The 19,544-nt window shown below is 70.4% G+C and carries 18 protein-coding genes and 1 pseudogene; 10 read left to right on the top strand and 9 right to left on the bottom strand.

Annotated features, from left to right (window positions below):
- Positions 1-10 precede the first annotated feature (10 nt).
- The 10 genes and pseudogenes from AC1DK4_RS20150 (at position 11) to AC1DK4_RS20105 (ending at position 9,328) form a co-directional block, all read left to right on the top strand.
- Entirely contained in the window at positions 11-1,042 is a 1,032-nt protein-coding gene (locus AC1DK4_RS20150) for an ABC transporter permease (RefSeq protein ID WP_441615616.1), read from the top strand.
- Positions 1,039-1,878, top strand: coding sequence for an ABC transporter permease (locus tag AC1DK4_RS20145; protein WP_441615614.1), 840 nt, complete (start codon positions 1,039-1,041; stop codon positions 1,876-1,878). The genes AC1DK4_RS20150 and AC1DK4_RS20145 overlap by 4 nt, the downstream gene beginning before the upstream one ends.
- Before the next feature lie 21 nt (positions 1,879-1,899).
- Positions 1,900-3,171: an SfnB family sulfur acquisition oxidoreductase gene (locus AC1DK4_RS20140; protein WP_441615612.1), complete on the top strand. Its 1,272-nt coding sequence runs from the start codon at positions 1,900-1,902 to the stop codon at positions 3,169-3,171.
- A gap of 1 nt (position 3,172) precedes the next feature.
- A pseudogene (locus AC1DK4_RS20135) lies at positions 3,173-4,199 on the top strand (acyl-CoA dehydrogenase family protein).
- Positions 4,199-5,560, top strand: coding sequence for an LLM class flavin-dependent oxidoreductase (locus tag AC1DK4_RS20130; protein ID WP_441615608.1), 1,362 nt, complete (start codon positions 4,199-4,201; stop codon positions 5,558-5,560). The pseudogene AC1DK4_RS20135 and the gene AC1DK4_RS20130 overlap by 1 nt, the downstream one beginning before the upstream one ends.
- A gap of 87 nt (positions 5,561-5,647) precedes the next feature.
- Entirely contained in the window at positions 5,648-6,466 is an 819-nt protein-coding gene (locus AC1DK4_RS20125) for a MetQ/NlpA family ABC transporter substrate-binding protein (protein WP_441615606.1), read from the top strand.
- Positions 6,467-6,470: 4 nt separating this feature from the next.
- On the top strand, positions 6,471-7,631 hold the full coding sequence (locus tag AC1DK4_RS20120; RefSeq protein ID WP_441615604.1) for a methionine ABC transporter ATP-binding protein: 1,161 nt from the start codon (positions 6,471-6,473) through the stop codon (positions 7,629-7,631).
- Entirely contained in the window at positions 7,612-8,265 is a 654-nt protein-coding gene (locus AC1DK4_RS20115) for a methionine ABC transporter permease (RefSeq protein WP_441643404.1), read from the top strand. Before AC1DK4_RS20120 ends, AC1DK4_RS20115 begins: the two co-directional genes overlap by 20 nt.
- A 392-nt stretch (positions 8,266-8,657) precedes the next feature.
- Positions 8,658-8,939: a type II toxin-antitoxin system RelE/ParE family toxin gene (locus tag AC1DK4_RS20110; protein WP_441615601.1), complete on the top strand. Its 282-nt coding sequence runs from the start codon at positions 8,658-8,660 to the stop codon at positions 8,937-8,939.
- A 41-nt stretch (positions 8,940-8,980) separates the two neighbouring features.
- The gene (locus tag AC1DK4_RS20105) at positions 8,981-9,328 is read left to right on the top strand and encodes a HigA family addiction module antitoxin (protein WP_441615599.1); all 348 of its coding nucleotides are present in this window, start codon (positions 8,981-8,983) and stop codon (positions 9,326-9,328) included.
- Between the two features lie 15 nt (positions 9,329-9,343).
- Here AC1DK4_RS20105 and AC1DK4_RS20100 read toward each other — a convergent pair whose 3' ends face one another.
- From AC1DK4_RS20100 to AC1DK4_RS20060, 9 genes are all read right to left on the bottom strand, one after another.
- Complete coding sequence (locus AC1DK4_RS20100; protein WP_441615597.1) at positions 9,344-10,585, bottom strand: acyl-CoA dehydrogenase family protein; 1,242 nt, start codon at positions 10,583-10,585, stop codon at positions 9,344-9,346.
- Between the two features lie 62 nt (positions 10,586-10,647).
- On the bottom strand, positions 10,648-11,856 hold the full coding sequence (locus tag AC1DK4_RS20095) for a sigma-54 interaction domain-containing protein (RefSeq protein ID WP_441615595.1): 1,209 nt from the start codon (positions 11,854-11,856) through the stop codon (positions 10,648-10,650).
- A gap of 4 nt (positions 11,857-11,860) precedes the next feature.
- Positions 11,861-13,045 (bottom strand): acyl-CoA dehydrogenase family protein, encoded by a 1,185-nt coding sequence (locus AC1DK4_RS20090; protein WP_441615593.1) that lies wholly within the window; start codon positions 13,043-13,045, stop codon positions 11,861-11,863.
- Positions 13,042-14,190, bottom strand: a complete 1,149-nt coding sequence (gene ssuD, locus AC1DK4_RS20085; RefSeq protein ID WP_477131731.1) for an FMNH2-dependent alkanesulfonate monooxygenase — start codon at positions 14,188-14,190, stop codon at positions 13,042-13,044. The genes AC1DK4_RS20090 and ssuD overlap by 4 nt, the downstream gene beginning before the upstream one ends.
- 14 nt (positions 14,191-14,204) lie before the next feature.
- Entirely contained in the window at positions 14,205-14,771 is a 567-nt protein-coding gene (gene msuE / locus AC1DK4_RS20080) for an FMN reductase (protein ID WP_441615589.1), read from the bottom strand.
- A 494-nt stretch (positions 14,772-15,265) separates the two neighbouring features.
- Positions 15,266-15,646, bottom strand: a complete 381-nt coding sequence (locus AC1DK4_RS20075) for a cupin domain-containing protein (protein WP_441615739.1) — start codon at positions 15,644-15,646, stop codon at positions 15,266-15,268.
- 126 nt (positions 15,647-15,772) lie between these two features.
- On the bottom strand, positions 15,773-16,525 hold the full coding sequence (locus tag AC1DK4_RS20070) for a DUF2968 domain-containing protein (protein ID WP_477131730.1): 753 nt from the start codon (positions 16,523-16,525) through the stop codon (positions 15,773-15,775).
- A 39-nt stretch (positions 16,526-16,564) separates the two neighbouring features.
- Positions 16,565-16,744 (bottom strand): hypothetical protein, encoded by a 180-nt coding sequence (locus tag AC1DK4_RS20065; protein ID WP_441615585.1) that lies wholly within the window; start codon positions 16,742-16,744, stop codon positions 16,565-16,567.
- A gap of 182 nt (positions 16,745-16,926) precedes the next feature.
- The gene (locus tag AC1DK4_RS20060; RefSeq protein WP_441649841.1) at positions 16,927-19,482 is read right to left on the bottom strand and encodes a DNA translocase FtsK; all 2,556 of its coding nucleotides are present in this window, start codon (positions 19,480-19,482) and stop codon (positions 16,927-16,929) included.
- Between the last annotated feature and the right edge of the window lie 62 nt (positions 19,483-19,544).

Here is a 19,544-nt window from a genome sequence, read left to right as displayed (position 1 = left end):
CGAGGACGCCGTGCGCATAGCCAGATCCCTGCTCAGGTCGCTGCTCAGGCGCCTGCTGCAACTCCTGGGCGTGGTGTTCGCCACCGCCGTGCTGGACTTCGCCCTGCTCAAGGCGCTGCCGGGCGACCTGGTCGACGTGATCGCCAGCGAGAGCGGCAACGTGCCGCCCCAGTACGTGGCACAACTGCGCCAGCTCTACGGGCTGGACCGCAGCCTGCCGGAACAACTGCTGGCCTACCTGGGCCGCATCGCGCAGGGTGACCTGGGCTACTCGTTCCGCTTCGGCGAGCCGGTGCTCAACCTGCTGCTGGACCGGCTCGGCCCCACGCTGGCGCTGGTCGGCGCGGCGCTGCTGCTGTCCACGCTGGCCGGCGTGCTGCTGGGCGTGGCGGCGGCGCGGCGCCCGCACGGGCTGACCGACACCGTGCTGTCGGCGCTGGCCACGGTGGGCTATTCGGCACCGATGTTCTGGACTTCGCTGATGCTGATCGTGCTGTTCGGCGTACAGCTCGAATGGCTGCCGGTAGGCGGCCTGCGCGAGGTCAACGCCGGCTACCACGGCGTGCAACTGTGGCTGGATTACCTGCGGCACCTGGCGCTGCCGGTGCTGACGCTGGCGATCTACTACGTGGCGGTGTACGCGCGGCTGGCGCGCGCCGCCATGATCGAGACGCTGGCCGAAGACTACATCCGCACCGCGCGTGCCAAGGGCGCGCGCGAGCACCAGGTGATCTTCCGCCATGCGCTGCGCAACGCGCTGCTGCCGGTGGTCACCATGCTGGGCGTGCAGAGCAGCGCCCTGCTGGGCGGCTCGATCGTGGTGGAGACGGTGTTCGCCTGGCCCGGCCTCGGACAGTTGTCGTTCGAAGCCATCAAGAGCCGCGACATCCCGGTGCTGCTGGCCGTGCTGATCTGCAGCGGCGTGCTGGTGGTGCTGGCCAACGTTCTCGTGGATCTGGCGCAGGCCGCGCTCGATCCGCGCGTGCGCCGCGCGGCCTCGCCGGCGCGCCCGCCTGCATCCGCTACCGGGAGCGCCGCATGAAACGCTGGTACCTGCAACCTTCGATCTGGCTCGGCGGCATCGTGCTGCTGGTGGTGGCCGCGGCCGCCGCGCTGGCCGGCGTGCTGTTCCCCGACGACCCGCTCGACATGGTGGGCGCGCCCTACACCTGGCCCGGCGCCGGTCCCGCCACGCCGCTCGGCACCGACCTGATGGGCCGCGACCTGCTGGCCGGGCTGGCGCACGGCGCGCGCGTGTCGCTGCTGGTGGGCGTGTCGTCGGCGCTGGTGGCGCTGGCCATCGGCGTCACGGTGGGCGCCGTGGCCGGCTTCTACCGCGGCCGCACCGACGCCGTGCTGAGCCGCATCACCGAGTTCTTCCAGACCATCCCGGCCTTCCTGCTGGCCATCATCCTGGTGGCGGTGCTCAAGCCCACGCTGGGCACCATCGTGTTCGCGCTCGGCGTGACCTCGTGGACCAGCGTGGCGCGGCTGGTGCGCGCGGAATTCCTGTCGCTGCGCGAGCGCGAGTACGTGCGCGCCGCGGTGGCGGTGGGCGCCGGCGACGTGCACCTGATCTTCCGCGAGATCCTGCCCAACGCCTGGACGCCGATCATCGTCTCCACCGGGCTGCTGGTGGCCAACGCCATCCTGTCCGAGGCCGGGCTGGCCTTCCTCGGCCTGGGCGACCCCAATGTGGTGAGCTGGGGCTCGATGATCGGCCTGGGCCGCGACGCCCTGCGCACCGGCTGGTACATGACCGCCATCCCCGGGCTGGCGGTAGTGCTGACCGTGCTTGCGCTCAACCTGCTCAGCGATGGCCTTCAGGCCGCCCTCAATCCTCGCCTGCGCCGCGTCCGCACCACGGCGCCGGCCTAGCTTTTCCTTTCCTCGACTGCCATGACCCGACTGTCAGATTTTCCTGCTTCCGCCCTGCCGGCCGCGCCGGCGCGCCTGCCCGACCCCGAGCGCGTGCGGCGCATCGCCACCGACGCCCAGGCCCTCGAGGCCGCGCGCGATCTTGCCACCCGCTTCGCAGAGGGCGCGTCCGGGCGCGACCGCACGCGCCGCCTGCCATGGGAAGAACTGGACCTGTGGTCCGAGAGCGGCCTGGGCGGCATCACGGTGCCGCGCGCCTACGGCGGCGCCGAGGTGTCCTACGCCACGCTGGCCGAGGTCTTCGTGATCCTGTGCGCGGCCGATCCGGCGCTGGGCCAGATCCCGCAGAACCACTTCGGCCTGCTGGGCGTGCTGCGCGAAGCCGGCTCCGCGGCGCAGAAGCGCCGCTTCTACAGCGAGGTGCTGTCCGGCGCGCGGCTGGGCAACGCCGGCCCGGAACGCCGCTCCGAGCATAGCCCGGACGTGCTGCAAGGCACCACGCGCTTGAGCGAGACGCCGCAGGGCCTGCGCCTGAACGGCCGCCGCTTCTATTCCACCGGCGCGCTGTTCGCGCACCGCGTGCCGGCGCGCGCGCTCGATGCGCAGGGCCGCGCGGTGCAGGTGTGGTCGCCGCGCGAGGCGCGCGGCCTGTCCATCGTGGACGACTGGTCCTCCTTCGGCCAGCGCACCACCGCCAGCGGCGGCGTGGTGTTCGACAACGTGCCGGTCTCGCCCGACGACGTGCTGCCGGTGTGGCAGCTGGCGGAGCGCCCCGGCCTGTACGGCGCCACCTCGCAACTGATCCAGGCCGCCATCGACCAGGGCATCGCAGAGGCCGCGCTGGCCGACGCCATTGCCTTCGCGCGGCAGTACGCGCGCCCGTGGATCGACTCCGGCCTGGAGCACGCCACCGACGACCCCCATCTCATCGCCGACGTGGGCCGCCTGCAGATCGATGTGCACGCCGCGCGCGAAGTGCTGCTCGAAGCCGGCCGCGCGCTGGACGCCATCGCCGCCGCGGCCGCGCCGCAGGGGCCGGACGCCGAGGCCAGCGCACGCGCTTCGGTCGCCGTGGCCGAGGCCAAGGTGCTGACCACCGAGGCCGCGCTTGCCGCCAGCGAAAAGCTGTTCGAGCTGGCCGGCTCCTCCGCCACGCGCGCGCGCCACAACCTCGACCGCCACTGGCGCAACGCGCGCACCCACACGCTGCACGACCCGGTGCGCTGGAAGACCCACCTGATCGGCAACTACTACCTCAATCACGTGCTGCCCGCGCGCCACTCCTGGAACTGACATGTCCTTGCTACTTACCCCGGTTCCCGCCGACGACAGCCCCGCCAGCCGCCCCGCGCCCGCCGCGCCGCCGGCGCAGGCGCCCGCCCTGATCCGCGACGACGCCGACGCCATCGCCACCGCACGCCGGCTGGCCGCGCAGTTCGCGCCCGGGGCCGCGCTGCGCGACCGCGAGCGCCGCCTGCCCTGGGCCGAGCTCGACGCCTTCAGCGCCAGCGGCCTGTGGGGCATCACGGTGCCGCGCGAGTTCGGCGGCGCCGGCGTCTGCACCGTGACGCTGGCCGAGGTGATCGCCACCATCGCCGGCGCCGACGGCTCGCTGGGGCAGATCCCGCAGAACCATTTCTATGCGCCGCGAGGTCACGCTGCTGGCGGTCGTTCCGCGCACCGCGCCGGGCGTGACCATCACCGACGACTGGGACGGCTTCGGCCAGCGCATCACCGGCAGTGGCTCTGTCACGTTCGAGAACGTGCGCGTGGAGGCGGACTGGGTGGTGCCCTTCCTGGCCTCCTTCGAGCAGCCCACCACCATCGGCCCGGTGGCGCAGATCATGCACGCCGCCATCGACCTCGGCATCGGCCGCGGCGCCTTCGAGGCCACGCTGCCCTTCGTGCGCGAGCAGTCGCGCCCGTGGCTGGATGCCGGCGTGGCGCGCGCCGCGGACGATCCGCTGACCATCCACCAGGTGGGCGAGGTGGCGGTGCGCCTGCGCGCGGCCGAAGCGCTGCTGCGCCGCGCCGGGCGCATCGTCGACGTGGCCCAGGCCGCGCCGGACGAGCGCAGCGTGGCCGCGGCCTCGATCGCCGTGGCCGAGGCGCGCGCGCTCACCACCACCGCATCGCTGCTGGCCGGCAGCAAGCTGTTCGAGCTGGCCGGCACCAGCGCCACGCTCGATGGCCTGGGGCTGGACCGCTTCTGGCGCAACGCACGCACTCACACGCTGCATGACCCGGTGCGCTGGAAGTACCACGCGGTCGGCAACTACTACCTCAACGACCGCCTTCCCACCCGGCACGGAGCCCTCTGATGGCACGCAAGCAAATCCTGCTCAACGCCTTCAACATGAACTGCGTGGGCCATATCAACCACGGCCTGTGGACGCATCCGCGCGACCGCTCCATCGACTACAACACGATCGAATACTGGACCGGCCAGGCGCGCACGCTCGAGCGCGGCCTGTTCGACGGCCTGTTCATCGCGGACATCGTGGGCGTGTACGACATCTACCAGGGCAACGTGGACGTGACGCTGCGCGAATCGATCCAGTTGCCGGTCAACGACCCGCTGCTGCTGGTATCGGCGATGGCCGCCGTGACGCAGCACCTGGGCTTCGGCGTCACCGTCAACCTCACCTACGAGCAGCCCTACCTGCTGGCGCGGCGCTTCTCCACGCTTGACCACCTCACGCGCGGGCGCGTGGGCTGGAATATCGTCACCGGCTACCTGGACAGCGCCGCGCGCGCGATGGGACTGGACAACCAGATCGCCCACGACGAGCGCTACGACCGCGCCGACGAATACCTGGAGGTGCTCTACAAGCTGTGGGAAGGCAGCTGGGAAGACGACGCGGTGCGGCGCGACAAGGCCGCGCGCGTGTTTGCCGACCCCGGCCGCGTGCACAAGGTGAACCACCAGGGCAAGTACTACAAGGTCGAGGGCTGTCACCTGGCCGAGCCGTCGCCGCAGCGCACGCCGGTGCTGTTCCAGGCCGGCAGCTCGGGGCGCGGCCAGCAATTCGCCGCGCGCCACGCCGAATGCGTATTCATCTCGCCGCCCAGCAAGGAAGCCGCGCGCAACACCGTGCGCGCGCTGCGCGAGCAACTGATGGCGGCCGGCCGCCGGCCCGACGATATCAAGGTATTCGCCGGCGCCGCCGTGGTGGCGGGCCGCACCAATGCCGAGGCGCGCCAGAAACACGCCGACTACAAGGACTACGCCAGCCGCGAGGCTGGCCTCGCCCACTTCGCCGCCAGCACCGGCGTGGACTTCGGCCGCTACGACCTCGACGCACCGGTCGACTACAACGGCGGCAACGCCATTGAATCCGCCACGCGCACAGCCCAGCAGCACGGCTGGACGCGCCGGCGGCTGCTGGAGCTGTTCGAGCTGGGCGGGCGCTATCCGGCCATCGTCGGCGACGCCGCGCAGGTGGCCGACGAGCTGCAGTCCTGGATCGACGAGACCGGCATCGACGGCTTCAACCTGAGCCGCACCGTGGTGCCGGAAAGCTACGAGGACTTCGTCGAGCTGGTGGTGCCCGAGCTGCAGAACCGCGGCCTCTACAAGACCCGCTACGCCGAGGGCAGCCTGCGCGGCAAGCTGTTCGGCGAAGGCGATCGCCTGCCGGCGCGCCACGCGGCGGCGCAGTTCCGCCGGCTGTCGGACTAAGGCGGCCGGGCAGGTTTCAAACAACTGCGCAAACAACCGCGCAAGCCACTGCGCATCCACTTCCGTTTCAACCGGGCATCCAAGCAAATGACACTCAAGCGACTGTTGATTTCCGCCCTCGCGGGCTTCTCCCTGGCGACGGCCCTGCATGCCGCCCATGCCGCGCCGCTGCGCATCGGCGTCACCCCGGGCGCGCTGGCCGACTCGGTCGAAGTGGCCGCGGCCGAGGCGCGCAAGCAGGGCCTGGACGTGAAGGTGGTCGAGCTGACCGACTGGACCACGCCGAACGTGGCGCTGGCGTCAGGCGATCTCGACCTCAACTACTTCCAGCACCAGGCCTTCCTCGACAATGCCGTGAAGGAACGCGGCTATGCCTTCAAGAGCGTGGCAGTGGGCGTGTTGCCCAATATCGGCCTGTACTCCAGCCGCATCAAGCGCTTCGACGAGCTCAAGGACGGCGCGCGCGTGGGCGTGGCCAGCGACCCCGTCAACCAGGGCCGCGGCCTGTTGCTGCTGCAGAAAGCCGGGCTGATCAAGCTGCGCGACGGCGTGGGTGCGCGCGGCGGGCTCGACGACATCGTGGCCAACCCGAAGAAACTCAAGTTCGTGGAGATCGAAGGCCCGCAACTGGTACGGGCGCTCGACGACGTGGACCTGGCGCAAGGCTACCCGGCCCACTTCGTCAACGCGGGCAAGCCGCAGATCGCTGGCGCCGGCCTGCTCTATTCCGGCGTGGACGACGTCTACTTTGCCATCCGCTTCGTCAGCCGCCAGGACAATGCCGGCGACCCGCGCATCGCCCGCTTCGTCAGGCTCTACCAGGAGTCGCCGGCCGTGCTGCAGAAGCTGCGCGAGTCCTACGCCAATAACGACAAGCTCTATAGCCTGCCGTGGCGCAAGCAGTGACGCCATGGGCACGCTGACCTTCCTGCGCCGGCTCGGAGCCGCGCCCGACCGGGCGAGCCTGCCCGCCCATGCCGGCAGCCCGCGCGATGCCGCCACGAACACCAGGCAGGCCACGAACGCCGCCGGCGCCGTCGCCTTCCGGCAGGTCTGCAAGGTCTACCACACGCCGGCCGGCGACGTGCATGCGCTGCGCGAGATCGACGTCGACATCCCCGCCGGCGGCGTGTTCGGCATCATCGGTCGCAGCGGCGCCGGCAAGTCCAGCCTGCTGCGCACCATCAACCGGCTGGAAACGCCCAGCAGCGGCAGTGTGCTGGTGGACGGCGCCGACCTTGCCACGCTCGACGCCGCCGCGCTGGTGGCCTTGCGCCGCCGCATCGGCATGATCTTCCAGCACTTCAACCTGCTCTCGGCCAAGACCGTATGGGACAACGTGGCGCTGCCGCTCAAGGTGGCCGGCGTGCCGCGCGCCGAGATCGCGCCGCGGGTAGAGGAACTGCTCGGCCTGGTCGGGCTGGACGGCAAGCAGTACGCCTACCCGGGCCAGCTCTCCGGCGGCCAGAAGCAGCGCGTGGGCATTGCCCGCGCGCTGGTGCACCGGCCGCAGATCCTGCTGTGCGACGAGGCCACCTCGGCGCTGGACCCGGAAACCACGCAGTCCATCCTGGCGCTGCTGCGCGACATCAACCGGCGCTTCGGCCTGACCGTGGTGCTGATCACGCACGAGATGCGCGTGATCCGCGACATCTGCGACCGCGTGCTGGTGCTCGAGGGCGGCCGCATCGCCGAACATGGCCCGGTCTGGGAAGTGTTCGGCAATCCGCGCCATGCCGCCACGCAGGCGCTGCTGCAGCCCCTGCAAGCCGGCCTGCCCGAAGACCTCGCGCAGAAACTGCAGGCCGCGCCGCCGGCGCACGGCGCCTGCGAACAACTGGTCGAGCTGCGCTACAGCGGCGCAGGCGCCGCCCCCGAGCTGGCCGGCATCGCCGCCGCGCTGGGTGGCCGCGTGCGCCTGCTGCACGCCGGCATCGACCGCATCCAGGGCCACAGCCAGGGCCGCCTGCTGCTGGCCGCGCCCGGTACCAGGCTGGCGCCCGAGGCGCTGGCCGCCGCCATCCAGTCCCAACACGCCAAGGTGATCGGCTATGTCCCCACTGACCATTGAACGTATCTGGCAAGGCTTGTTCGATACGCTGACCATGGTCGGCGCCTCGGCACTGGTGGCGGTGGCGCTGGGCATTCCGCTGGCGCTGGTGCTGGTGCTCAGCGCGCCCGGCGGCGTGCTCGCGTCGCCGCGCCTGCACCGCGCCCTGGGCAGCGTGGTCAACGGCTTTCGCGCCACGCCCTTCATCGTGCTGCTGGTGGCGTTGCTGCCGTTCACGCGCCTGGTGGTGGGCGCGACCATCGGCGTGTGGGCAGCCGTGGTGCCGCTGTCGATCAGCGCCACGCCTTTTTTCGCCCGCATTGCCGAGATCAGCCTGCGCGAAGTCGACCGCGGCCTGGTGGAAGCGGCGCAGGCCATGGGCTGCCAGCGCCGCCATATCGTCTGGCACGTGCTGCTGCCGGAAGCGCTGCCCGGCATCGTGGGCGGCTTCACCATCACCGTGGTATCACTGGTAGGCGCGTCGGCCATGGCCGGCGCGGTGGGCGCGGGCGGGCTCGGCGATATCGCCATCCGCTACGGCTACCAGCGCTTCGACACCACCGTGATGGTGGTGGTGATCGTGCTGCTGATCGGCCTGGTCAGCATCATCCAGTGGCTGGGCGACCGCTGCGCGCGGCTGCTGCGGGCGCCCTGAGCGCGGGCCGGGCCGGCAGGGCCCGATACGGCCGACTAACCGGGCGCCTTGAGAATCGTCCCATGCATGCCCGGGGAGAGCGGATTTACGCTCTCTGGCTGGACCGCGAGCGGTTCGCCATGCATGGACCTCATGAAACCTCCGCCTTCAGCACCCCGGACGTCCCGGCACGCTTCAACACCCGGGCGTCTTCGCCCCCGCGCCTTGCGCATGCCGCGAGGCGCGGTTGCCTTCCCCCAGGCGCCTCGCGCACCCGTTTCTATTTCCGCAAGCGTCATATCGGCGCCGCCATCCGCAACCCCAGCGTGCCGGCGTGTGCATCGCGCGGACGCGACTTAACGTGAAGCGAATAACGCTTGACGTTAAACTCAACGCATTATAGGATTGCCGACATGATTCGAAGCTTCGCCAGCAAGGCCACCGCAGCGGTGTACGCCGGCAAGTTCGTGAGCAGCCTTCCGCGCGAAATCCAGCGGCCCGCGCTCCGCAAGCTCGAGATGCTCGACGCGGCGGCCGCACTCGAGGACCTGCGGGCGCCGCCCGCCAACCGGCTGGAGGCACTCAAGGCTGACCGCAAGGGCCAGTGGAGCATCCGGATCAACGACCAGTGGCGGATCTGTTTCCGCTTTGGCAGCGGCGACGCCTACGAGGTGGAAATCACCGACTACCACTGACCACACCGACCACATCGACCACATCGACCATCGAGGCCACCATGACGATCAAGCGCGCGGACCTGAACAAGGTCGATTTCTCGGATGTCGCCACCGGCGAAAGCATCGAGCCGGTCCACCCCGGCGAGATCCTGCGCGAGGACTTCCTCGTTCCGAACAACATGACGGCGCATGCCCTGGCCATGGCCCTGCATGTCCCGGCACCCCGCATCAACGACATCGTGCGCTGCAAGCGCGCCATCTCGCCGGAGACGGCACTACGCCTGGCACGCTACTTCGGCACCACGCCGGAATTCTGGGCGAACCTGCAGGCAGCCTACGACCTGCGCGTGGCGTGGGCAGCGTCGGGCGAGGCTATCGCCCGCGAGATCGTGCCGCTGGCGGCCTGAGCCCCACCGGACCGGTCAGGCCGCCTTGGCGCCCACCGACCAGTAGTAGGTAGGCGCGGCGCCATTGATCGCGTTGTCCCCCACCGCCCTCGCCTTGTAGATGGCCGGATTGTGCGAGGCCAGCGTGCGGGCATTGCGCCAGTGCCGGTCCAGCCGGCGGCTTTCGTCGAGGGCCGAGGCGCCGCCGATATCGAACAGGCGCGTGGCGGCTGCCAGCACCAGGTCGGGCACCACCGACTGCGCCTTGGCCGCGCGCAGTTCCACCTCGTCGAGCAGGGCCGCGGGCACGGTCTCGCCGCGCTGGCGCACGCGGTCCACTTCGCCCAGGCCCTGCGCCACCGCGGCGACCGCGCTGGCGGCGACGAAGGCGGTGCCGCTCAACTGTCCCACCACTTGCTGCACCAGCGGATCTTCGGCCGGCGTGGCGCCGCTGCCGTGGCTGTAGACGCGGCGCCGCGCGCGCACGAAGGCGGCGGCGTCGCGCTCGACCGCGCGCGCGATGCCGGCCAGCGTGGCCAGGTGCACCAGCTGGAAGAAGGCGGTCATGGAGGTGGGCACATTGCGCGGGAAGCTCAGCACCTGCGCATCGCCGACCGTCACGCCGTCGAAGCGCGTGGTGCCGGAGCCGGTCAGGCGCTGTCCGAAGCCGCGCCAGTCGTCGACGCGCTCGATGCCGGCCGCATCGGCAGGCACCAGCACGTAGACCGTATCGACGGTGTCGGGCGCGCTGTCCTCGCCGACACGGTTGGCGGCCACCGCGATCCAGTCCGCATAGAGCGTGCCGGTGCTGTAGAACTTCTCGCCGTCCAGGCGCCAGCCTTCGCCGTTGCTTGCGTCACGCGTCAGCGTAGTGCGATGCCGGCCCAGCGTGCCGTCACCGGTCTCGGTGGTGGCGTTGCCGAAGATGGTGCCTTGGGCCACCAGCCTCAGCCAGCGTTCGCGCAGCGCGGGCGCCACCTCGGCATAGAGGCGTTCGACGAAACCGAAATGCGCGCGCAGGATCTGCGGCAGGTTGGAGTCCGCCGCGCCCAGCTCGACCAGCAGTTCGGCCAGTTGCTCGGGCGAGGCGCCGAACCCGCCTAGCGCCACCGGCACCCGCAGCGCGCCGAAGCCGGACTCGCGCAGCAGTTTCACGGCATCGAAGGCCAGTTCGCGCGTGTGCTCGCGTTCGGCCGCGCGTTCGGCGATCCCGGCGAACAGTGGGCGGAAGCGGGCGGCCAGTTCGGCCGACGCGGGGAAATGATCTTTTTCTGGCATGGTGGAAATGGCGGTGTTGCGCCTGGTTGGATTGTTGCCCTGGACGCCGGCCTGACCCAGGTTCAGATGGCGATGGCGAATACCTTCGCGGCGCCGGCTTGTGCCGTGCCACCGGCGGCCTCGCCGATGCCGGCCGGATCGGTGCTCGCCGGCTCTTCTGGCTCGCCCGGCTTGCGCCGGTTGACGCGCAGCTCGCCAAGCTGGATCAGCCTGGCGCGCGTGATGTTCCGGCTCAGGCCAAGCAGCGCCGCGGTGTGGACCTGATTGAAGCGGCAGTAGCGGAAAGCGGCGCGCAGCAGCGCGCTCTCCACGGTTTCGTGCACGCCTTCCGGTGCTTGCTCGAACAGGCGCAGCAGCGCGCGTTCCAGCAAGGCGGAGGCAGCTTCATCGTCCGGCCCGGCGGCGGCCGGCATGGCGCCCGCGGCGAGCGCCACGCCGGGAGCCGCATCGGGCAGCACCGCGGTGACGTCCCCGCCCGGCTCCCGCACATGCAGGTCGCCGGCGTCGATGCAGTCGTGCTGGCAGGTCAGCAAGGCGTGGTGCAGCACGTTCTCCAGCTCGCGGATATTGCCGGGCCACGCATAGCGCTGCAGCTTGCGCTGCGCGTCCGGGCTCAGCGCGACCTCGCCGTAGCCGAGCCGCTCGCCGTACTTGCGCAGGAAATGCTGCGCCAGCGGCAGGATGTCGCCGGGGCGTTCCTGCAGCGCACGGATCTCCAGCGTCACCACGTTGAGGCGATAGAACAGGTCCTTGCGGAAGCTGCCGTTGCGGATGGCTTCGTCCAGCGGCCGGTTGGTGGCGGCCAGCACGCGCACGTCGATCGGCACCGGCTTGCGCGAACCCAGCCGCACCACTTCGCGCTCCTGCAGTACGCGCAGCAGCTTGACCTGCAGCGACATCGGCAGGTCGCCGATCTCGTCGAGGAACAGCGTGCCGCCGTCGGCTTCCTCGAACCAGCCCGGCTTGGCGCCGAGGGCGCCGGTGAAGGCGCCCTTCTCGTGGCCGAACAGTTCGGCATCGACCAGCGACTCGGAGAACGCGCCGCAGTTGACCGCGACGAAGCGCCGGTGGCGGCGCGCGCTCAGGTTGTGGACGTGGCGCGCCATCATCTCCTTGCCGGTGCCGGTCTCGCCCACGATCAGGATGCTGGCCTCGCTGGGCGCGACCTTTTCCACGTGGCTGAGCAGGGCCAGAGATCTCGTGTCGGCGAAGACGTGCGCGAGGTGCTGCGCCGGACGCGACGCCGGCGGTGGCCAGGACACTAGCTGCATGGGATCATGAGTAGAAGGATGGGCTTGGCACGGCGCCGTTCAGTGCCCAGTCGCCGAGTTCGTGGAGCTTGTAGTCGAGCGGGTCGTGCAGCGACTGCGTGCGCAGGTTGCGCCAGTGGCGGTCCAGCCGCAGCGCGCCGTGCGTGGCGCGCGCGCCGGTGACCTCGAAGATGCGGCTGGCGAGGTCGAGCCCGGTGCGGGTCGAAGCCACCTTGGCCGCGGCGATGTCGACCGCGAGCGCGCCGCGCGCATCGGCATCGAGCCGCTCGCCGGCCTGCCAGGCCTTGTCGAAGTGGGCGGCGGCGCGCTCCACCAGCAGCCGCACGCTTTCCAGGCCGACCCAGAACTCGCCGTAGCGCGCCAGCACATAGGGATCCTCGGTGACGTGCGCGGCCGCGGAGCGGAACCACGGACGCGCCTCGTTCCGCGTATAGCCGCGCGCTTCCTCGAAGGCGCCTTCGGCGATGCCCAGGAAGGTATGGCAGAACACCAGTTGCGCCAGCAGCGGCCGCAGGCACGCGAACGGCGTGCTCAGCGGCCCCGGGTCGAGCAGCAGTTCCTGCGCCTCGACGCGCACGCGCTCGAAGGAGACGCTGCCGCTGTCGGTCTGGCGCTGGCCGATGCTGTCCCAGTCATGATGCGGCGTGATGCCGCTGCGGCTGGTCGGCAGCGCGGCGATCAGCAGGCGGCCACTGCCATCTTCCAGCGCCGATGCCACCAGCATCTCGGAATCGAGGGCACCGGAGCAAAAGCTCTTCTTGCCGGAGAATTCGTAGCAGGCCGCGCCACGGCTGGCCACGGTGCGCGCATCGAGCGGGTTCAGCGCGTTGCCCCAGAACCAGCCGCGCAGCGCGGTCTGCTCCCACCACGGCCGCCACTGGCCGGCGTTGCCGAACAACCGCAGCGTGGCCAGTGTCAGGTGATGGAAGCCATAGACATGGGCCAGCGACGCATCGGCGCTGGCCAGCGTGCGCACCACGGCCAGCATGTCGGCCCAGCTGCCGCCCAGCCCGCCGAGCTCGGCGGGAATGGTCAGGGCCAGCAGGCCGCTGGCGCGCAGCGCATCGCGCTCGGCCTTGGGGGTGCCGCCGCGCGCATCGCGCTCGGCGGCGGTCCCGGCAAAGTCGCGCGCCAGCGCCTGGGCCGTGCGGCGCGGGTCCAGCGGCACCACGCGCGGGCGCACGCTCATGCCGCGGCCTTGCTGCCGGGCAGCACGTCGTTGGCGATCATCTCGCCGAACGGTCCGGTCAGGTTGGTGGCGCCGCCGCGCGCAAGGCTGGCATACGGCTCGGGCAGCAACGGGAACACCAGTTCGGCGAAACGGTAGGCTTCCTCCAGGTGCGGGTAGCCCGAGAAGATGAAGCTCTCGATGCCAAGATCGGCATACTCCTTGATGCGCGCCGCGACCTCCTGCGGGCTGCCCACCAGCGCGGTGCCGGCGCCGCCGCGCACCAGGCCCACGCCGGCCCACAGGTTGGGATAGATCTCGAGCTGGTCGCGGCGCCCGCCATGCAACTGCGCCATGCGGCGCTGGCCGACCGAATCGAAGCGCGCGAACGATGTCTGCGCGGCGGCGATGGTCTCGTCGGATATCTGCGCGATCAACTGGTCCGCGGCGCGCCATGCTTCCTCGCTGGTGCGGCGCACGATCACGTGCAGCCGCACGCCGAAGCGCACCGTGCGCCCGAGCCGCGCGGCGCGCTCGCGCACGTCGGCGATCTTCTGCGCCACCGCGGCGGGCGGCTCGCCCCAGCTCAGGTAGACGTCGACCTGCTCGGCCGCCAGTTCGTGCGCCTCTTCCGAGGAGCCGCCGAAGTACAGCGGCGGATAGGGGCGCTGCACCGGCGGATAGAGCGCCTTGGCGTTCTCCACCTTGATGTGCTCGCCCGCGAAATGCACTGCCTCGCCTTCGAGCACGCGGCGCCATACGCGCAGGAATTCGGCCGACGCGGCATAGCGCTGGCTGTGATCCAGGTAGAGGCCGTCGCCGCGATTCTCGTCGGGATCGCCACCGGTGACCACGTTGATCAGCAGCCGGCCGTYGGTGATGCGGTCCAGCGTGGCCGCCATGCGGGCCGACACCGTGGGCGAGATGATGCCCGGGCGGATGGCCACCAGGTAGCGCAGCCGCTCGGTCCAGGGCGCGACAGCCGAGGCGATCACCCAGGAGTCCTCGCAGGAGCGTCCCGTGGGAATCAGCACGCCGTAGTAGCCGAGGTCGTCCGCGGCCTGCGCGATCTGCTTCAGGTAGCGCAGCGAGACCGGCCGCGCGCCTTCGGTGGTGCCGAGGTAATGGCCGTCGCCGTGGGTGGGAAGGAACCAGAATACGTTCATCGCCGGCGTGCTCCTCAGGCGGCGCGCTGCAGCGCCGTGCGGCGGTGCGCGGCAAACAGCGGCGCGGCGCGATCGGCGGCCAGGCGGATGCGCTCGGCCAGCGCGGGGCTGCTCACCTTGTAGTGCTCGAACTCGCCGGGGCTGCCGTACACGCCGATCGGCAAGGTCAGCGCCTGCATGAAGCCGAACAGCGGCCGCAACTGGTGCTCCAGCACCAGCGCGTGGCGGTCGCTGCCGCCGGTGGCGGCCAGCAGCACCGGCTTGTCGACCAGCGCCTCCTGCCCGATCAGGTCGAACAGGTGCTTGAAGTGGCCCGGATAGGAACCGCGGTAGACCGGCGCCGCCACCAGCAGCAGGTCCGCCTGCTCGATCGCCACCAGCTCGCTTTCGATCTCGTGGGGCAGTTCCGCGCGTGTCAGCGCGGCGCCCAGAGGCCGCGCGATGTCGCCCAGGTTGACGATGCGGCGCTGGATCGCGAGCCGCGCGTCCAGCTCGTCCAGCAGTGCCTGGACCAGCGCCAGCGTGCGCGACGGTTGCTGCGCGCTGCCGTTGACGGCAACTACGTTCAGCGGTTTAGCCATTGAGAAAACCTCCTGAGGAATGGATCCGGATTGACGCCGCGGGGAAAACGATCGGCCGTCCGCCGGCGCTTGCCGCGTGCGCTTGTCGGCTGACGACGCAAGAAGCAAGCCCGCACGGATCGCCCGCGATTGGAGCTATCCGCGGCCATTTGCGGCCACCTGCGACGATCGGCGGCGCGATCGCAGCAGCTGCAGGCGCAGCTTGTTGAATCGCTGTTGCACCGGCAACAGTGGCGGCGCGTGCCCGCGCTGGCGAGGACTCGGGGAGCCGCGCGGGTAGCCGCGCCTGGAGCGGGAAAGACATGATTCGGGATGGGCGGGTTATCAGGCCGCTGGATACGCGGCGAGCCCGCTATGGACTGGTTGGCTTGCCAAGCTCACACGATAGCCGAGCGGCGCCCCGCGCCGAAGCGCGCATTTCGTCTATGCATAGAGCAGCGGCCCGCATATGGGTATGCGGGTGTCGGGCATGCGGATGCGGGACGAGCGCTGGCTCAGCCTTGCGCACCCGGTTCGCAATGCACGGCGAGCCAGACCGAAGGCTGCGCCGCATCGGTCCAGGCCACGCGATGGCGGCAATGCGCCGGCAGATACAGCCAGTCGCCGGGCAGCAGGCGGCGCGCTTCGGCTTCGCCATCGATGTGCAGGCCGGCGCTGCCGCTGAGCAGCAGCACCCATTCGTCCTGCGCGCTGTCGTACCAGAAGTCCGGCGGGCTGGCCTGGCCATTCGAGACGATGCGCTCGATTTTCAGGCCAGGGCGCTCGAGCAAGGCGTCGAAGCGCTCGGCGGCGCGCTCCACCGGCACGCCGGCCAGCAGATTGCCATGCGGGATTGCCGGCGGCGTGGCGCCGGCCGGCTTGTCTGTCGTGTCCATCATCGTCTCCACAGCGCGGGCGGCCGGCATGGCGCAATGCATGCCGGTCCCGCATTGTGCCGGCTCACGCGGGCAAATTGTGCGCAGGTGTGCCGAGGCGTGCCGGGCGGCTCGCCGTACGCGTTCTCAGCGGCCCGGCAGATGCGGCAAGCCTTCGCTCTCGGCCAGCATGAGCTGGTGGGCCTGGCGGGTGGACTTGTTGAGCTGGGCCTGGGCGGTGACGCGCAGGCCCTCGAGCCGGGCCAGTTCCCTGCGCACCTGTTGCYGGCGGCTGCCCAGCGCCTGGTCCTGCATGGCAACGCGCTGCAGGTCGCTGCGCAGGCGCTCCGCTCTCTGCTCCGATTGCTCGAACATCCGCGCCATCTGCTCGTTCCTTGCCTTGACCAGCGCGCAGCGTGCCTCGCCCTCGGCCCAGCGCCGTGTACGCTCCTCGAAGTGGACGAAAACCGACTCGCTGGCCTCGTGATCGACGGAAGTCATCACGCGCCAGGGAGAACCGTCCTGGTAGAGCACGGTATAGAAGACCATCTCCGCGGCGTGGAAGAACAGGACCACTGAGTAGCCGAAGCTGCGGAACACGCGGAATTCCGTCAGCGCGTTCTGCTCGACGAGTCGCTCGAACCCGGCGATGTCGGCCACCTTGACGGTGCGCGCGCCGGACTGGGCGGAGGCGACCGCCACCGGCAGCAGCCGCGGGAACTGGCGCGGGCCCTCTTTGCCATCGGGCTGGCCGGTCGCGGGATCCGCAAGCTCGCTGCCATCGATGGCGTCGTTGGCGTCGATGGCGTCGATGGCGTCGGCATCCTCGCCAAGGACCTGCCTGAGCGGAGGCGGCTCATAGTTGTCCGCATCCAAGAACTGTTCGGCGACATTTTTCACTGGAGATCCTTTAGCGCTCGGGAACCGGTTGCAGAGATGTCAATCCCACTGGCGCTGTCGTGCGCAGCGCATCTGATTGGCCATGATCGCCTTCTGCTCGCACTCGGCGACGACCCGCAGCGTCGCCTCCTGCAGTAGCGAGCCCTGCGTCAGCACGGTGGCGAACGCCTTGAGCTGGTCGAGGGAAAGGGAAACCGGGATTGTCTGTTCTTCGCCCATGCTGGCCTGCCGAAGTTCGATGACCCCAGCATATTGGAGGCGGCGCGACGCGCAGGCGGACATTAGCGAGGAAAAGATGGCGCTATTCGGCCATTGCGCACGGGATGTGCGTCTTCTTGCATGCCGGCAGCCCGGCAAGGCGGGATCGGCGCCGCAAACCCCGGCCCCGACCCCGCCGCGGTCTAGTCGCCGGAGCCTGGCGCGAGCACGTCGCGCGCGCCGTTGCGGCCCATCGGCGAGACCAGGCCCGCCACTTCCATCTGCTCGATCAGGCGCGCCGCGCGGTTGTAGCCGATGCGCAGCTGGCGCTGCACGGCGGAGATCGACGCGCGCCGCGTATTGAGCACGAAGGCCGCGGCTTCGTCGTAGAGCGGATCTGCCTCGATATCGCCACCGCCTTCGCCGAACAGGTCGGCGGCCGCGGCCTCGCCCGGGTCGCCGGCGAGGATCGCTTCGTCGTAGTCAGGCTCGCCGAACTGCTTCCAGTGCTCGACCACGCGGTGCACTTCCTCGTCGGCCACGAAAGCGCCGTGCACGCGCTGCGGGTAGCCGGTGCCGGGCGGCAGGAACAGCATGTCGCCCTGCCCCAGCAGGCTCTCCGCGCCCATCTGGTCGAGGATGGTGCGCGAGTCGATCTTGGACGAGACCTGGAAGGCCACGCGGGTCGGGATATTAGCCTTGATCAGGCCGGTGATGACGTCCACCGAAGGCCGCTGCGTGGCGAGGATCAGGTGGATGCCGGCCGCGCGCGCCTTCTGCGCCAGGCGGGCGATCAGTTCCTCGATCTTCTTGCCGGCCACCATCATCAGGTCGGCCAGTTCGTCGATCACCACCACGATCAGCGGCAGCTTGCGCAGCGGCTCGGGCGCGTCCGGCGTGAGCGAGAACGGGTTGGGCACGTGCTCGCCCGCGGCCTCGGCGGTGCGGATCTTCTGGTTGAAGCCGGCCAGGTTGCGCACGCCCAGCGCGGACATCAGGCGGTAGCGTTTTTCCATCTCGCCCACGCACCAGTTGAGCGCGTGCGCGGCCTGCTTCATGTCGGTGACCACCGGCGCGAGCAAGTGCGGGATGCCTTCGTAGACCGACAGCTCCAGCATCTTGGGGTCGATCATGATCAGGCGCACATCGTCCGGCGTGGCCTTGTAGAGCAGCGACAGGATCATGGCATTGACCGCCACCGACTTGCCCGAGCCGGTGGTGCCGGCCACCAGCAGGTGCGGCGCGCGCGCCAGGTCCGTCAGCACGGGATTGCCCGTGATGTCCTTGCCCATCGCCAGCACCAGGTGCGAATTGTGCGCGAGGAAGGACGAAGCCGCCACGATCTCGGACAGGCGGATCATCTGGCGCCGCGCATTGGGCAGTTCCAGGCCCATGCAGGTCTTGCCGGGAATGGTTTCCACCACGCGGATGGAGGTCACCCCCAGCGCGCGCGCGAGGTCCTTCATCAGGCCGACCACCTGCGCGCCGCGCACACCCATCGCGGGGTCCACCTCGAAGCGCGTGATCACCGGGCCGGCCGAGGCGCCGACCACCGACACCGGCACCTTGAACTCGGCCAGGCGCTGCGCGATCAGGTTGCCGGTTTCCTGCAGGCGTTCTTCGCTGACCTGCTCGACATCGGACGAGGCGGCCTCCAGCAGCGCCAGCGGCGGCAGGCGGTAGTCGGCGATGCGGGCGGGCGCAGGCGTGACGGCGATGGCCTGCGCGGGCGGCAGCGCCGGTGCAGCGGGGGCCAGCGGCACGGTCTTGCCGACCACGGCGGGCAGTACGATACGGGGCTTCGGCGTGGGGGCGGCGGGAGCCGTCCCGGGCTGTGGAGCGGGCGCGGGCGCGGCCGCGGCCGTTTCCATTTCCGGCGCCGGCTCGGGCTGCGCTACGGCTTCGGCTTCGGCTTCGGCTTCGGCTTCGGCTTCGGCTTCGGCTTCGGCTACGGCTACGGCTTCGGCTACGACTTCTTGTTCGGATTCGGTGATTTCGGGTGCGTGGACAACATGACCCTCCGGCCCGGCGCCGGCACCTGCATCCGTAGCGGCATCGGCATCGATATCCGTCCCCGCTCCAGACTCGGCCCCTGCCCGGGCTCCCGCATCGTCGGCAACATGCAGCCCTGCTTCTGGCTCTACTTCCGGCTCCACCTCCGGCTCCACTTCCGGCTGCGCTTGCGGACCGGCCCGGTCTGCCTCGGACGCCATCTGGCCGGCGGCCACGGCAACGCTTTGCGCGATGGCGGCAGTTGCAGCCGCCGCGATGCTCTCGCCGCGATGCTCGACCAGCAGGTTGGCATCGAGCACGCTGTCGGCGCCCTCTTCCGTGCCAGTCTCCGTGCCGGTCTCCGTCCCGGCTATCGCCTCCGGCTCGTCCGCGGCGGGCGCCTCCAATGCGTCAGCGAGCAGGATGGGCTCGCGCAACGCAGCCGGAGCCGCTTCGGCGATCGCCGGCTGCGCGGCCTGAATACCGGCGGTATCCGGTGCGGCGTCGCTATCGGTGGCGCCAGGCGTTCGGGCCTCGACCTGTTCGGCCAGGTCGGCTTGCTCAACTATCCCGGCTTGCCCGACCGTCCCGGCCACCGGCGCATCCGCCCCTGCGTCCGCCTGCGGCGCCGCTTGCCGGCCGGCAGCCAGCGCCTTCAGTTCGGCCAGCAGCGTCTCCGCCTCCTGGCGGATCTGTTCCAGCGTCACATCATGCGTCTCGACGCCGATGCCGGCGCCGGCGGCGGCAGCAGCGGGTGGAATGGCCACATCCTCCGCGGACAGCACAGCCACCGGCTGCAGCGTTTCGGGGGCCGTGGCCGGGGCATCGG

It is taken from the genome of Cupriavidus sp. 05N38 (assembly GCF_056397345.1).
Note: the sequence above shows the minus strand (reverse complement) of the source record. Positions and strands in the feature narration are given on the sequence as shown.

What these genes read in the sequence shown, in the direction of transcription:
- AC1DK4_RS20145 (WP_441615614.1), top strand. Translation starts at nt 1,039, where the DNA reads ATGAAACGCTGGTACCTGCAACCTTCGATCTGGCTCGGCGGCATCGTG.
- AC1DK4_RS20140 (WP_441615612.1), top strand. Translation starts at nt 1,900, where the DNA reads ATGACCCGACTGTCAGATTTTCCTGCTTCCGCCCTGCCGGCCGCGCCG.
- AC1DK4_RS20130 (WP_441615608.1), top strand. Translation starts at nt 4,199, where the DNA reads ATGGCACGCAAGCAAATCCTGCTCAACGCCTTCAACATGAACTGCGTG.
- AC1DK4_RS20125 (WP_441615606.1), top strand. Translation starts at nt 5,648, where the DNA reads ATGACACTCAAGCGACTGTTGATTTCCGCCCTCGCGGGCTTCTCCCTG.
- AC1DK4_RS20120 (WP_441615604.1), top strand. Translation starts at nt 6,471, where the DNA reads ATGGGCACGCTGACCTTCCTGCGCCGGCTCGGAGCCGCGCCCGACCGG.
- AC1DK4_RS20115 (WP_441643404.1), top strand. Translation starts at nt 7,612, where the DNA reads ATGTCCCCACTGACCATTGAACGTATCTGGCAAGGCTTGTTCGATACG.
- AC1DK4_RS20110 (WP_441615601.1), top strand. Translation starts at nt 8,658, where the DNA reads ATGATTCGAAGCTTCGCCAGCAAGGCCACCGCAGCGGTGTACGCCGGC.
- AC1DK4_RS20105 (WP_441615599.1), top strand. Translation starts at nt 8,981, where the DNA reads ATGACGATCAAGCGCGCGGACCTGAACAAGGTCGATTTCTCGGATGTC.
- AC1DK4_RS20100 (WP_441615597.1), bottom strand. Translation starts at nt 10,585, where the DNA reads ATGCCAGAAAAAGATCATTTCCCCGCGTCGGCCGAACTGGCCGCCCGC.
- AC1DK4_RS20095 (WP_441615595.1), bottom strand. Translation starts at nt 11,856, where the DNA reads ATGCAGCTAGTGTCCTGGCCACCGCCGGCGTCGCGTCCGGCGCAGCAC.
- AC1DK4_RS20090 (WP_441615593.1), bottom strand. Translation starts at nt 13,045, where the DNA reads ATGAGCGTGCGCCCGCGCGTGGTGCCGCTGGACCCGCGCCGCACGGCC.
- msuE (WP_441615589.1), bottom strand. Translation starts at nt 14,771, where the DNA reads ATGGCTAAACCGCTGAACGTAGTTGCCGTCAACGGCAGCGCGCAGCAA.
- AC1DK4_RS20075 (WP_441615739.1), bottom strand. Translation starts at nt 15,646, where the DNA reads ATGGACACGACAGACAAGCCGGCCGGCGCCACGCCGCCGGCAATCCCG.
- AC1DK4_RS20065 (WP_441615585.1), bottom strand. Translation starts at nt 16,744, where the DNA reads ATGGGCGAAGAACAGACAATCCCGGTTTCCCTTTCCCTCGACCAGCTC.